The 13,732-nt window shown below is 66.9% G+C and carries 14 protein-coding genes; 6 read left to right on the forward strand and 8 right to left on the reverse strand.

Annotation, left to right across the window (positions count from 1 at the left end):
* Nucleotides 1-5: 5 nt before the first annotated feature.
* The 3 genes from ACSG06_RS17880 to ACSG06_RS17890 form a co-directional block, all read right to left on the reverse strand.
* Nucleotides 6-1,487 (reverse strand): ATPase domain-containing protein, encoded by a 1,482-nt coding sequence (locus ACSG06_RS17880; RefSeq protein WP_440991650.1) that lies wholly within the window; start codon nt 1,485-1,487, stop codon nt 6-8.
* Between the two features lie 93 nt (nt 1,488-1,580).
* Nucleotides 1,581-1,913, reverse strand: a complete 333-nt coding sequence (locus tag ACSG06_RS17885; protein ID WP_440991651.1) for a HalOD1 output domain-containing protein — start codon at nt 1,911-1,913, stop codon at nt 1,581-1,583.
* Between the two features lie 81 nt (nt 1,914-1,994).
* A complete protein-coding gene (locus tag ACSG06_RS17890) occupies nt 1,995-5,060 on the reverse strand; it encodes a PAS domain S-box protein (RefSeq protein ID WP_440991652.1) in 3,066 nt (1,021 codons plus the stop codon).
* A 243-nt stretch (nt 5,061-5,303) separates the two neighbouring features.
* On the opposite strand from ACSG06_RS17890, the gene ACSG06_RS17895 reads away from it, so the two are divergent.
* From ACSG06_RS17895 to ACSG06_RS17905, 3 genes are all read left to right on the forward strand, one after another.
* A complete protein-coding gene (locus tag ACSG06_RS17895) occupies nt 5,304-6,716 on the forward strand; it encodes an FIMAH domain-containing protein (protein ID WP_440991653.1) in 1,413 nt (470 codons plus the stop codon).
* Between the two features lie 83 nt (nt 6,717-6,799).
* A complete protein-coding gene (locus ACSG06_RS17900; RefSeq protein WP_440991654.1) occupies nt 6,800-8,095 on the forward strand; it encodes an FIMAH domain-containing protein in 1,296 nt (431 codons plus the stop codon).
* Nucleotides 8,096-8,245: 150 nt separating this feature from the next.
* Nucleotides 8,246-8,584 carry a hypothetical protein gene (locus ACSG06_RS17905; protein ID WP_440991655.1) on the forward strand — a complete coding sequence of 113 codons (339 nt, stop codon included), beginning with the start codon at nt 8,246-8,248 and terminating at the stop codon, nt 8,582-8,584.
* 197 nt (nt 8,585-8,781) lie between these two features.
* Here the strand turns inward: ACSG06_RS17905 and ACSG06_RS17910 are convergent, their stop codons facing one another.
* From ACSG06_RS17910 to ACSG06_RS17925, 4 genes are all read right to left on the reverse strand, one after another.
* A complete protein-coding gene (locus tag ACSG06_RS17910) occupies nt 8,782-8,952 on the reverse strand; it encodes a hypothetical protein (RefSeq protein ID WP_440991656.1) in 171 nt (56 codons plus the stop codon).
* Nucleotides 8,953-9,085: 133 nt separating this feature from the next.
* Nucleotides 9,086-9,241, reverse strand: coding sequence for a hypothetical protein (locus ACSG06_RS17915; protein ID WP_440991657.1), 156 nt, complete (start codon nt 9,239-9,241; stop codon nt 9,086-9,088).
* Between the two features lie 71 nt (nt 9,242-9,312).
* Nucleotides 9,313-9,780: an IS1096 element passenger TnpR family protein gene (locus tag ACSG06_RS17920; RefSeq protein ID WP_440991658.1), complete on the reverse strand. Its 468-nt coding sequence runs from the start codon at nt 9,778-9,780 to the stop codon at nt 9,313-9,315.
* A gap of 85 nt (nt 9,781-9,865) precedes the next feature.
* Nucleotides 9,866-10,627, reverse strand: coding sequence for an ion transporter (locus tag ACSG06_RS17925; protein WP_440991659.1), 762 nt, complete (start codon nt 10,625-10,627; stop codon nt 9,866-9,868).
* A gap of 128 nt (nt 10,628-10,755) precedes the next feature.
* On the opposite strand from ACSG06_RS17925, the gene ACSG06_RS17930 reads away from it, so the two are divergent.
* The 3 genes from ACSG06_RS17930 to ACSG06_RS17940 all read left to right on the forward strand — a co-directional run bounded on the left by ACSG06_RS17930 (nt 10,756) and on the right by ACSG06_RS17940 (nt 13,220).
* Complete coding sequence (locus ACSG06_RS17930) at nt 10,756-11,577, forward strand: hypothetical protein (RefSeq protein ID WP_440991660.1); 822 nt, start codon at nt 10,756-10,758, stop codon at nt 11,575-11,577.
* A 263-nt stretch (nt 11,578-11,840) separates the two neighbouring features.
* Complete coding sequence (locus ACSG06_RS17935) at nt 11,841-12,659, forward strand: hypothetical protein (RefSeq protein ID WP_440991661.1); 819 nt, start codon at nt 11,841-11,843, stop codon at nt 12,657-12,659.
* Nucleotides 12,660-12,683: 24 nt separating this feature from the next.
* Nucleotides 12,684-13,220 (forward strand): hypothetical protein, encoded by a 537-nt coding sequence (locus ACSG06_RS17940; RefSeq protein WP_440991662.1) that lies wholly within the window; start codon nt 12,684-12,686, stop codon nt 13,218-13,220.
* Nucleotides 13,221-13,398: 178 nt separating this feature from the next.
* Here the strand turns inward: ACSG06_RS17940 and ACSG06_RS17945 are convergent, their stop codons facing one another.
* Nucleotides 13,399-13,539, reverse strand: a complete 141-nt coding sequence (locus ACSG06_RS17945) for a DUF7556 family protein (RefSeq protein WP_440991663.1) — start codon at nt 13,537-13,539, stop codon at nt 13,399-13,401.
* Nucleotides 13,540-13,732 lie beyond the last annotated feature (193 nt).

Below are 13,732 nucleotides of genomic sequence, written 5' to 3' on the forward strand. Positions count from 1 at the left end.
GCGGCTCACCGGTCCACGGCCGACCCGTCGGGCCGACCGTCATCGACGAACTCCGGTGCCCCGCTCAGGATCCCCCGCAACCTCGAGAGCGGTTCACCGACCTTGATGCCGTGTTCGGTGATCTCGAACTCCCTGAGTGCGCGCTCGAAGTCGCTGGTGCGTTTCTTGAGGATACCGATGGCCTTCCGCAGCTCGCCCTCGATCTCCAGATAGCGGAGGAAGACGATGTTGTCGGCGAGGTAGCTGACACCACCCTGGGTGGGCTGGAACTCGCCCGTGACGCCGTCGACGGAGTCGACGAGGATGACCGCCACGCCCATGTTCTTGAGGTACCGCCCGAGGCTGTTGAGTTCGCGTTCGAGGTCGTCCCGCTCACCCTGCATCGAGAGCCGATAGCCGTCGATGCCGTCGATCATGACGATCTGTGCGTCGTTTGCCTCGACCTCGTGGCGGACCATCGAGGCGAACTCGGCCGGTGACTTGTCGAGTGGCTCGACCTGCTCTATGGCCAGCGTCCCCCGGTCCACCATGGTCTCTGCGGGGATGTTGACCGAGCGACACCGCTCGAGGAGGGTGTTGCGACTCTCCTCGAACAGATAGGCGACGGAGCGCTCGCCTCGACCGGCCGCCTCCTTCATGAACTGGACCCCGAGCGTGGTCTTGCCGACGCCGGTCGGCCCGCTCACGATGGTGATGGTGCCTCGCTCCAGCCCTCCGTGGAGTATCTCGTCGATCTCGGGCACGCCAGAGGAGACGACCTCGCTCGTGAAGGACCGTTCGTGGCTCTCGGGCGTGAGGACCGGGAAGACGGCCATCCCCTCGTCCGTGATCCGGACCGTGTGCGCACCGCTCTTCGTGGCCGAGCCGCGGAACTTCGAGACCGTCAGGCGGCGACCCCGTTCGCCGTGTTCGAGTTCGATGGAGCCGTCGCTGATGAACTGCAGGTCGTCGTCCGGCTCCCGCGCCGTCGCCTGCGACGTGAACACGGTGGTCGCGTTCTGGGACGTGAGGAACCGCATGAAGCCGTTCACCTGCTTGCGGAACTGGTAGTCGTCCGGGGAGAGGTTCCGCAACTGCGTGAGCGGGTCGACGAAGACCCGGTCGGGCTCCATCGACAGGACGCGCTCCGAGATGTCGTCTGTGACGTCCTCCCCCTCGACCTCGTCCGGGGTGAAGATCCCGTACTGCTGGCCAGCCGTGAACACGTCCGGTGTGGGTGCCAGGTCGAGGAACTCGACGCCGTCGAGGCTGAGCCCCAGTGTGCTGGCGTTCGTCCGGATGGCCGACTCCGACTCCTCCAGATTGATGTAGAGGCACGACTCGCCGGCCTCGATGCCGGCGGTGAGGAAGTGGAGTCCGATGATGGTCTTCCCGGTCCCCGGTCGACCCGACACCATGTAGCTACGGTTCGGGATGAATCCCCCGTTGAGGACGGTGTCGAGGCCGTCGATACCGGTCGTGGCCCGGTCAACGATCTGGTCGGTCATTGCCGACACCTCCGCCCGGGGGCTGACGCCCGAACAACGTGGCCGGGCGGCCTAGGGTCGTCAGCCTGGTCGTTCAGCATTCGGCGGCCCCGCTCAGGCATCGCTCCAGTGTCGCTCGTCGGTTCCTGCGGGCACGTCCGGAACGATGCGCACGTCGCCACTGGAGTGAATCGTGATCGTGTTCCCGGAGTACCTGAAGGCGAGCTCGCCAGCGTTCTCCCCGTCCGGAATCGACGTGAACAGCTGATTGAGCGCCTCCGGATTGACCGCCTCCGAGATGGGTTCCAGCGTGGTGACGTCCTCGCCGGTGATCTCCTGCAGGGCGAGGACCAACTCTGTACTCAGCTCGGTCGCGTCGTCCCAGTCGTGCTGGAGACGATACACCGACCGTTCTCCGACGTTCTCGGTCGATACGTTCGCAGTCATCGTATCTATATATCAGGCACGCCTCCCGCATACGGGTAATCGCCATTCACGTAGAGAGGCGTCGCGCCCGCCTCTAGTCCGCTAGAGGTCGAACCCACCTGGGGGTTCCAGGACGCCGTTCACGAGCGTCCGCTCAGCCGCCCGCAGGTGGTACTGGTAGGTCGAGGACGCGATGCTGAGCATCTCGGCCAGCTTCTTGCTCTTGATTCCCCGTGGCCACTCGTAGAAGCCGCTGTAGGCCGCGATCTGTATCGCCTGTCGCTGGCGTTCCGTGAGCCTGTCGAGCAGTCGCTCTCGGAACAGGACCCTCGTTTCGACCGGCTCGGGCCCCTGCCGACGCGCGACGAGCTCCGTGTCCGGGTACTGTCCCCGCACCTGCTCGTACAGGGTCCGGACGCCGAGACCGGTCGGCAGGATGCAGACGAGGGTCGAGACGCCGTCCGCCGCCGTGAGTGAGCTGATCCGCACGCCGTGGCGGTCGAGGAGTTCCACGAGCGGTGACTCCGATACAGAGATGTGGTACAGACCCGCACCGCTGTCGGTCGAGAGAGGTCGCACGTCGGCCACCGTCTCGAGCGACTGCAGTCGTTCCTCGATGTCGCCACTGGCCACGTCCGTGAGGTCGATGAAGAGGTGGAGTGCGTCGTCGTCACGGGGGACCGCGCCGACGAACTCGATGCTCGCGTCCAGCTCCGCCGTGATCCGGTTCGTGATCAGTCGGTCGTCCGCCAGCGAGAGCTCGGCCTCCGTCAGGGGACCGGACTGCGAGCCGGGCGACTGGTCGACGGTCCGGAGCGCGAACCCGAGCGTCCGACCCAGCTCGGCCAGGACCTCACGTTCCTGCTCGTCGAAGATGTCGGGGTCGCTCGCGTGGATGACGAGCACGCTGTCGACGTAGTCGCCGGTGCTGATCGGGACGGCGGCGACGGACTGGAAGCCGTAGCCGATGGCCTCGCTCCGTGTCGACTGCCAGTCGGGGTCGTCGAGGATGTCCTGCGCGACCCTGACCTCGTTCTCCCTGAATGCCGCCTCGGCCAGTCGTCGCAGCGGCGTCTCGGCGGGGGATGACCCGATGTGGTCGATGTACTCCGCGTCGACGCCCGTCCAGTACTGCGGGACGGTGCGGTCCTCCGTCCCTGCGTCTTTCCCGATCCAGGTGAACGTGTACTGTTCCGCGTCGGTGATCTGCTCGCACGTCTCGTGCAGGATCTCGGACCGACTCGTCGCCTGGACGAGCGTCTGGTTTATCTCCCTGATGATCTCGTTCAACCGGTTGAGCTGTTCGAGCGCCTCGTTCTGTTGCTCCAGCCGTCTGTCCCGCTTCCGGAGGTCCTGTTCCTGCTCGAACCGGTCGAAGGCGGCGGTCGCGCTCTCGGCGACCAGGTCGAGAATCCGTCGCTGGGCGGTGCTCGTGGTGCAGTCGGTCCCGCCGACGAGCGCGAGGACGCCGTGGTTCTCGAGGGGGACAGCGACGACGGCGTACTCCCCGTCGACCGTCAGCCCCCGGACCGGCTCCCCCTCGACGGTCCGTTCCTCGCCCTCGACGAACGCCTCCCAGAGGACGCCCTCTCTGGCGGCCTCGACCGGTGGTTCGTCGCTTTGCGCCGATTCGAACCCGGCCCAGGCCAACGGTTCGAGGCGGTTGGTCGGGTCGAACTCGTACACACAACAGCCGTCGATGTCGAGGAGGTCGGCAGTGGTCCCGGCCGCGATCTGGGCCGCGCTCCCACGCGTCTCGGCCCGGGTCATGGCCTGGGTCCGTTCGTGGAGCGTCGTCAGCATCTCCTCGAACTGGTGGCGGTCGGTCACGTCCTGGATTATCGTCAGGACCGCCGGCCCGTCCTCGTACGCGATCTGGCGGCCCGTGGTCTCGACGACGCGTTCGGCCCCGTCCAGCGTGACGACGGTCCGTCGTCTATCCGTGGGTGTGTCCTTGCCTCGCTGGGTGCGTGCGGCGACGTCCGCGACCTCGTCGTAGTCCTCCGGCGGCACGAACGTGTTCACGTGGCTCCCCACGACCTGCGTTTTCGTCTCGGCACCGAGCAGTTCGACGAGCGCGTCGTTCGCGTACACCACCTCGCCGTCCCGGTGGACCATGATCGAGTGCGGTGACAGCTCGACCAGGGTCCGGTACCGCTGCTCGTTCTCGCGGAGCTCCCGCTCCATGCGTCTCCGTTCGGTGACGTCCCGGCCGATACCGACGATGCGGTCCGACTCGCCGGGGTCCTGCAGGGGTGAGCTCTTGAACTCGTACCGTCGGTGGTCGCCGTCGCCCGTCAGCAGGTCGGCCTCGACGAACGTCGTTCCGTCCTGGAGCGTCGATTCGAGGGCGTCGAGGATGCGCTGCTGGTCGTCGGGACCGAAGAAGGAGGAGATCTCGGTTCCGGTGAGCTCGTCGGCCTCGGTGCCCGTGACCTCGGGAACCCGGGCGTTCCAGCGCTGGAGCTTGCCACCGTCGTCCACGACGTAGAACAGGTCCCTGAGTTCGTCCAGTGCGTTCCGCACGAAGTCCCGTTCGGACCGGAGCTCCGCCTCCGTCTCGTGCAACAGTGTCGTGTCGAGGACGACCGCCTGTCCGATGGGCTCGCCGTCGAACCGACCGGGGGCGGTCGAGACACGGATCTGCCTGCGTTCCCCGTCGTCGGTCCGGAGCTGCATCGACGTCGGTCCCTTGCGCTCCCCCTCCTCGACGACGTCCCGCATCTCCCCCTGTGCGAGTGCGTGGTCGTCGGTCTCGATGAACTCGAAGATGGAACGGCCGACGAGCTCCTCGCGCTCGTCCAGTCCGAGCAGGTCGAGCGTCGCATCGTTCCCCCAGACGATGGTGCCCTCCTCGTCGAACAGGTTGATGGGGGCCGGCGACGTCTCGATGAGGTTCCGGTATCGCAGCTCAGACCGCGTGAACCGGTCCGTCATCCGGTCTGTCAGGATGAACACGACCGCCGCTGTGAGAAAGACCTCGAAGATTGCGAGCGCGAGTCCGGCCGACTCGGTCGGTGGGAGCCACCCGAACAGGCTCGGGAGGAGCGTCTCGGTGGCTGCTGTCAGTGTCAGACCGAACAGGACGTACAGGGCGGTGATACGACGGGGTGTCAGAAGTTCGGGGTCGAGAGACGAATCAAGGGAGGAATAGTCGGTTGTATTCATGGGTCGTTCATCTCTGTCGGGTCGTCCTAGTTGGTCGTTCCGCCTAAATAGCAGTTCCGTTACCTGTGAGATATGATACATCCCGTCGAGACGAACACCGGGGAAACACCTGGGACTCGGTCACCACCTTCCGACGACTGACGGTCGGCTCGACCCCGTCGGCAGCCGCTCCGTCGACGACCCGTTCGTTCGGTATCACGTCTCGGCCGTTGAACACCGACCGACCACTCCGCTCGGATGGAGATGACACACGATTCAGACCCGTCGGCGTTCGCTGCCGCGACACCCGCACGACTCGATGGTGACCCGGGACCGGTGGCCCCGATGGAGGTCGACGAGAAGAACATGCCCATCGAGGAGGCGCGGTGCTGGCTGCTCAACGGGACCAACCGCGACATCGACATCTACGTCAACTACGACGACCAGCCGCTCGTCACCGACATCCAGTCGCTGAGCATCGGCCCGGTGCTCACCCTCGACGGCACCGTCGACCGGCCGTACGGCACCTACACCCTCGAGGCCCGCGACAAGGGTGACCCGGACGGGCCGGTGCTCGCCTCGGCCTCGGTGCCGCTCGAGGAGGGAGACAGCTACTCCGCCGCCCTCCATCGTGTCGGCCAGGAGGAGTACCAGCTGTCCATCTTCACGAACGACTACTCGCCGTCGGAGGACGCCAGGCTCGTGGCCCGGCACTGTGCGTACCCCGAGGAGGTCGACTGGGAGATCTCCCAGAACGGCGAGACGCCGGAGATACCGGACGACCCGCGGAGCGGCACGCTCGAACGGGGCGAGTGGCAGACGGCGACCGACGTGACCGAAAGCGACTACCTGTTCGAGGTGTTCGTCGACGGCGAGCTGGTCACCGTCGAGGTGAACCTCGAACTGGAGGTGGAGACGACGTACGCGGTCCACATCGTGGGCGAGCCCGAGCCGCTCGACATCGAGTCGTACGAGGAGGCCGAGGACTCGGCGCTCGACGAGGCGAAGTGGCTCCTCGTGCAGGCGTTCGAGGTCGTCCCCGGCGAGGACGTCCTCGACACGGTCACCGCCCCCGCTCCGCCGACGTCGACCACCGACGAGAACGAGGGAATCGAGTTCGACTGCGACCCCGTCGACGTCTACCAGTCGAACCTCGTCGAGCAGGAGGTCTCTGCGACCGATCCCGACGGTTACGTGACGGGGCTCGCCATCGGGGAGGTCGACCCACCGACGGACGGCATCACCATCGTCGACAACAGCGTGGACCGCGCGCAGGTCCTCGGCGACGAGACGACCGCGACGCTCCGCGTCGGCCCCGACGTGCCGGACGGGACCTACGACGTCGAGCTCGTCGCCAACCCGGAGAGCCTGAACGAGCGGGCGACGTGCACGCTGACGGTCGACGTGGACCCGGTGCCGGCGGAACGGCTCTACGACCTCGTCGACGAGTTCCAGCTCTCGGACGACGTCGACCCGGACATCGCCACCGACCTCAACACGCTCGCGCACTCGGCTGGCGTCCACCGCGAGGAGGGTCAGACCACGGAGGCCTGCGCGCTACTCACGGAGTTCCTCGACCTGGTCGGCTCGAACAAAGGCAGCGGTATCAGCGAGGCGGCCCACGACGATCTCCAGGCCGAGGCCCAGTCGCTCCGCGCCGACATGGGCTGCGAGTGATCCCGTAGACGGCACCGGGACCGTCCAGCCCGCTAACAGGGTTCGCCCCCTCTTCTTGCGGTGGGCCGACCCTTCGAGCACGGATGACGAACGAACGACCCATCGAGGACGCCCGCTGCTGGCTGCTCGACACGTCGGACAAGGAAGTTGCCGTCCACGTCAACTACCACGGCTCGCCACTGACGACCATCAAACCCGAGGAGGACCAGCCCGCCTTTACCATCGACTCGGACGCGAGCGGTATCTACGGCACGTACACGTTCGAGGCGGTCGAGAAGGACGACCCCGACGACACGGTGCTCGCCTCGGTTTCGGTGTTGTTCGAGGAGAACGACAGCTACGCCGCCGTCTTCCGACAGGTCGACGACGCCGAGTACGAGTTCTCCATCTACGAGAACGACTTCTCGCCGTCGGGCGACAGCCGCTTCGAGATACGCCACACCGGGTTCGCCGAGGAGATCGACTGGACGCTGGAGCCGAAGCCGGAGGCCGACCCGCGCATCCCGGACGACGACCGGAGCGGGACGCTCCAGCGCGGCGAGTGGCAGCAGGCCATCGACGTCACGGAGAACGAGTACCGACTCGAGATACTCGTCGACGGCGAGGTCATCGCGTTCAGACAGGACCTCGAGCTCGAGGCCAACCGGATGATCGTCGTCTACCTCGTCGGCGACCCGAAGCCGTGGATGGGCTCCGACGAGAAGGAGGGCCACATCTTCCGGCAGGAGTACCAGATACAGACCGGCGAACGCCGCGAGGACGAGGTGACACCGCCGGCGGACCCCTACACGGAGACGGACGACAACCAGACCATCGAGTTCGACCTCGACCCCGTCGAGCTCTACCACACGAACCGCACCGAGGTCGAGATCGCCGCGACCGACCCGGACGGCATCGTGAACGACCTCGCCATCGAGAGCGCGGAACCGTACTCCGACGGCTTCACCATCCCGGACGAGAGCGTCGACCGCGCGTTCGCCATCGGCGGCGAGACGACCGCGACGCTGCTGGTCCAACCGAAGGTCCCGCCCGCCAGCTACGAGGTGGACATCGTCTCGAACCCGGCGAGTCTGGGCGAACGGGCCGTCGCCACGCTCCCGGTCGAGGTCGAACCCGTCACCGTCGACCGACTCCAGGTGCTGGTCGACTCCTACCACGCTGCAGACGAGATGACGGACGCCATCGCGAGCCAGCTCACCGACGACCTCGACCACGCCGGCGAGCACCTCCAGGACGGCGAGACCGCAGCCGCGTGCAGCGACCTCAAGCAGGTGGTCGACACGGTCGGCGAGTACAAGGACGAGGGGATCAGCGAGACGGCATCGCTCGACCTCGAGACGGAGACGAAGGCGCTCCGTGCGTACCTCGGCTGCGGGTGATGCCCCGCCGGCGGCGAACCGGATAGCCCGCTGACCGATTTCGGCGGTTCTTCACGGCGACGGGTCTCGGTCGGGTATGGCACCGCGAACCCACACTTCCAGAGACCTGACTGTCGATGCCGGTCCCGCCACGACGGAGGACGGTGGCGGATGACGGGCGACACCGACGGCCTCGGCGTCGACCGCCCACGCTTCGGACGCCTCACCCACCGCGAGGCGCACCTGTTCGAGCTCGGTATCTGGCCCGGCGCGTCGGTCGCGCTCGCGCTGCTCGCCGGCGATTACCTCCTTGCGCTGGCGACGGTCTCGCTGATCCGCCGACGGATGCAACGCACCGACCGCGAACCCAGCAGACCACCGGAGCGTCCCGCGCTGCTGCGGGCCTACGTCAGGGACGCCTGGTACTTCGCCGTCGGTGCCCTGACGGGGTTCGCCGTCGTGTTCGCCGCCGGACTGGTCGCTGGTGGGGCCGTGCAGCCGTCTGGGTGACCAGCCGCCGCCCGGTCGAGCAGCTGCGACAGTTCTCCACTGCTGCTGTTCTCTGGCCCTCGCTCCGATGGTTCGACATCAGCGAGGCCGGGTGACCATCTTCGCGCGGTTCGACCGTTCTGGGCCGTCATCGATGGTTCGACGCGTCGAAAAAAGGGGGTCTGCCAGCGGAGGTGTGGTCCGTGCGGCTGGGCGGTTCAGTCCGCGCCGCCGCCGCCCTTGCCGCTGTTCGACAGGACCCAGGTGATCGCCACCACGACGATGGCGACGACCACGATGCCGATGAGGAGGGTGGGACTGATGCCACCGCTCGATTGGAGTGCGGTACCGCCGAGCGACGCTGCCATGGACGTGATCATGTCGATCACATCCGTACGGAGGAGACCGGGTGATAAACCTCGGCGAGACTGTCCACGATTGTAGCACGATGGTCGGTCTGCGTGACGCCGCCGCTACCGGTGGAACCGTTCTGGAAGGAGGTGTGGGACGACCTGCAGCCTGTCACTCCGTCTCGGCGACGGCGAGTGCGGTCTGTACGTCCGCGAGGAACTGCTGGAGTTCGTCTACCTCCTCGCCCTCCGCTGCGTTCTCGTCGACGGCCTCCGAGAGGCGTTCGACCTGCTGGAGCGCCGTCTGCACGTCGGTGGTCTCTGCCATAGCGTCCGGTGCGAGGTGACACACGGATAAACGTCCCCAGAGTGTCCAGCTCGATGGACGGTCCCGGGTCGTCAGCCCTCACGTCTCGGCGCGTACTGTCTCGGGAGCACCGCCACGGGGTCACCGCACTGCTCGACCAGCTCCGGCGGGTGTCGGTCGCTGCCCGACTCGTGGATCCGCTCGATGGTGGCGTAGAACCGCCACTCCTCCACGTAGTCGAACAGGAAACAGAGCTGTCCCCAGCGGTCGAGCCCGAGCGACTCGATCGTCATGTCCCGTGCGTCGACGACGTCCTCGTCCCAGCGCATGGAGCCGCCGCTCTCGAACGACTCGAACTCCCCGGGCGACTGGTACTTCACCGGGCTCGCCCAGTAGTCGCGGTCGGTCCCGAAGAACCACCGCCGATCCCCGTCGAACTCGAGCGCAGCGACGATGGCCTCCTGGAACTCGAACAGCGACCGCTCGCCGCCCACGTCGAAGGTCCGCCAGAACGTCTCCGTCGACCGCTCAGGAGTGAGGCGAAGTCGGTAGGAGGACACGCCGTCGACGATGCGCCCCGAACCTGTCGTTCTTTCGATTCAGGGGATGGCCGGGCGGGTCGGTTCCACTCCCTGACCCGGCACCTCACTCGTCGACCCGGCGCTCGCAGTCGGGACAGCGTGGCTCGTCGGGGCTGCTCGCCTCGAGGATGCCGGAGACGAGGATGCTCGACGGGACGGCGGCGACCCCCACCCCGAGGAAGGAGACCACGACGCCGACCAGCCGGCCGAGCGGTGTGACCGGGTAGACGTCGCCGTAGCCGACGGTGGTGATGGTGACGCCGGCCCACCAGAGCGTCGCCGGGATGCTCGAGAACGTCTCCGGCTGGGCGTCGTGCTCGGCGAAGTACATCGCACTCGCTGCGAGCACCCAGAGGACGCCGGTCGCCAGCCCCGAGACGGCGAGGTCGCTCCGCTTGCGCCGGACCACCTGTACGAGGAGGTCCACACCGTCGACGTACCGGACGAGCTTGAGGAACCTGAGGACCCGACCGAAACTGGACGCGTGCAGGCCGCCGATTCCGACGGCCAGGCCGACGTAGAACGGCACGATGGCGAGCAGGTCCACGAGCAGGTAGGGGTCGCGCAGGCTGGCGCGGTCGTCGATCTCGAGCATCCTGCCGGCGACCCTGACCGCGAACTCGACCGTGAACAGGGCGACGGCGACGTACTCGACGGCGTCGAGCAGGGGTCCGTACGTCCCAGCGACGCTGTCGACCGACTCCAGGACGACGGCGAGCGTGTTGGCCACGATGAGACACAGCACCACCGCCTCGACCGCGCTCATCTCCCCATCGCCGTCGAGGCCGGCGGAGATGTCCACGACCAGGCTCCGGAGACGACTCACGAGTAGGTCCCTCCGGCTGTCTCGGTCGTCGGTGCTGGTCCGACCGCCGCCCGTCGCTCGCCGCCCGACGCACGTAACTTCCGTAACACGTCTCGCGGGTACTTCACCCGTTCCTCGCTCCATCCGGTATGGTCTGGGACCAGCTGTTCGGGGCGAGCCTCAGCGCGGTCGCCGGCGTCACGATGGCGTTCACCACCGCCACCCTCGCCGAGCACCGCGAGAAGCGGCGCTGGCTCCGACGGAAGGTGTACCAGCCGCTCTACGGGGAACTCACCGACGCGATCTCCGGCGAGATACCGTCCGACGACCGTGGGTACGCCTCCCTCTGGGCCGGGGTCGACTACTACAAGACCCACCGGGTGGACTCCGAGCTGGCCGAGGCGCTCGACTCCTACGCGAGCGACGTGAACGAGCTCTCCGGGGTCGAACACGAGACCGACCTCGCCGCGTTCGCCGACGCCCTTCCTTCGTCGATCTGCGAGGACGGGAGCACCGTCGCTGAACTGCCCTCGGGTCGACGGGTGGACGTCCACACCTGGCTCCGCCGGAACCTCCTCCTGCTCGCGACGAGCGAGCGGCTCGCGGACCGGGCGTTCGCCGTCGAACCGACGGACCTCGACTACCTCTGGCTGGAGGTCACCGACATGAGCCCTGCGCAGGTCCGCGCCGGCCAGTTCGACACCGCGGCGGCCCTGACGAGCGTCTCGAAGGAGTTCAACTGGGGGTACGAGGTGTTCTACCACCAGTGGGACGACGGCTGGGTCGACGACCTCGCCGAGGCGTTGCTGGCATCGGGCCGACAGTCTACCGACGGTCTCAGGCCGGTGGTCGAACGGCGTCGCGACATCGGTCGGACCGCCAGCGGACTGAAGCGGGCCATCCGACGGCGGACCGAGCGTGGCTTCTACCGGTCGCTCCTGGACCACCTGACCGGGAACTGGATACGGTGACTCCGGCACCGTCTCGACGGTCGTGCTGTCCATGTCGAGAGGTCCCGATTCGCCCCGAAGAACCCGCGACACGCTCCATCTCCCGAACACATCTGCGCCGACGGTGCGGGAGAGATGGCCGCTAACCGTCTACATTCGCTTCACTTCTCGGGCTGTCATTACCACCCTCGGTCTACGAATCGGTACGAGCCACCGGCCGTCGTCCTCCACCGGCCGGGACACGAACAGCATCACCGAGACCCCACCGCTCGCCCCCACAAGTCTTGCACCCACGCTTCCCACTGCCGTTCGACACCGCACGACCGATCGAGTACCTCACCTTCGGTCGGAAGTCCTGGTTGCTGTTCCGGGTCTGGCTGCTCCAGATCGTCATCCTCTTCTTCGAGGTGCAGATCCTCCGGAGCGTCCACCCATCCGTCCAGCGCGGGCTGGGCTCCTCGGAGGTGGTCGAGCTCTACCTGGCCATCTCGCTGTTCGCGCTGCTCGTCCTCACGTCCTTCGCCCGACGCATGGGGCGGCTGACGTTCGCGCCGTCGTTCAGGCATCCCTTCCACGTCGGGCTCTCCGTGTTCGGCTACCTCGGTATGGCCGGCGTCCTGGTCCTCCCGGTGGTGACACTCACCGGAGTCCCGCCCGAGCTCTCACACGGCGTGAGCACGGGCGACGTCGCACTGGTCCTGCTGGTGACGACGACCCTCGCGGCGTTGCTCATCGTGGAGTTCTACGCGCTGTTCGACCTGGAGGACTACCCGTCGAAGCGGGAGATACGGCAGTCGACGCGTGGGTGGGTCAGGACACTTGACTGGTGGGAGGAGCCGGACGGCTCGCGACGCAAGCGCGAGCGGTACGAGGAGTTCCGGCGCCGCACCGACGAGGTGTCCGCGCTCCTCGAGTACGCCGCCACCCGCGAGGGGCGCGAACTCAGAGCCGACTTCGAGGACTGGGTGGACGACTTCGAGCAACAGAGTCTCCTCTCGCAGGAGGCCATCGTCCGCGGTGACACCCGGAACGAACGTCTGCAGGCCAAACATCGGTCCCTGCAGGCCCTCGTCGACCGGTTCGAACGCATCAGCGATGCCTGAACCACGATACCCACTGCAGATACCATGATCGATAGATACGACACCCCCCACGAAGCGCTCCCCCACGAGACGACCGTTCTCGTGGTGTCCCAGGAGAAGACGTGCTTCGGCCGCGAGTTCACGGCGCTCTTCGACGAGATCCGGTCCAACAACGTCTGCGACCACCTCATCATCGAGGAGCAGTACCACACGGTCGACGAACTGCCCGACTACGACACGCTCATCCAGTACGGGGTGTGGGTCGTCCACTACAGCGCGCTGCTGGCCGACGACTCGGACGCGATACGGTCGTACCTGGAGGACGAGTCCGTCCCGGACGAGACACAGATCGTCGTCGTCTTCGACACGAACGACGACCAGCTCGCCTCCGACGCGACGAAGAACCTCCAGGGGGAGTACAGCGACGACCTCGTCGTCACCTCGACGGAGACGGAGCTCGTCTACTACCTCCTGGGCCACTTCAACACGGCCAGTCCCTGTACTGCCGCCGGTCTCGCGTACCTGGTCTCGTGGAACAACATGGTCGCCGACCTGGTCGGGCCGTTCCGCGACGCGGACTGAGACAGCGCAAGCTCCGGCGCGCCGGGTACCGCCGAGTGCCCGGTCACAGAGCCGTGATGGCTCACCTTCACGGCTCCACGTTCGTCCACGTCACCGGCGAACACCGCTCGGGGCACGAACACGGGAGCGGATACACCGTACGGGTCGCTGGACGGACCGTCGGGCGAATTCGAGCCTCTCAGCGCCAGTTGGGGAGCGACGCCGTCGTTGTCTGGGTCATCCCCAGCCAGGCGTTCGGGCGGTCGGGGTCGGCGACGATGACCCAGACCGCTCCGTCGACCTCCTCGCGCAACGAGACGAGCTCCGTGCTGTCGGACATACGCGGTCCTTCGACGGTCGAAGAGAAGTACCGACGAAACTGTCTACACTGCAGATGCGTCTCGCTCCGGGCAGTTCTGGTAGCGAACTGGAGAGTCTCGGCCGTCTTTCACGACGGGTCGCGTCTGTCAGGTGATGTCCCGCTGGACGACAACCCGACCCCGGAGGGGCCAAGCCACTTCGACATCCCGAGG

It is taken from the genome of Haloarchaeobius baliensis (assembly GCF_052060055.1).
GTDB lineage: Archaea > Halobacteriota > Halobacteria > Halobacteriales > Natrialbaceae > Haloarchaeobius > Haloarchaeobius baliensis.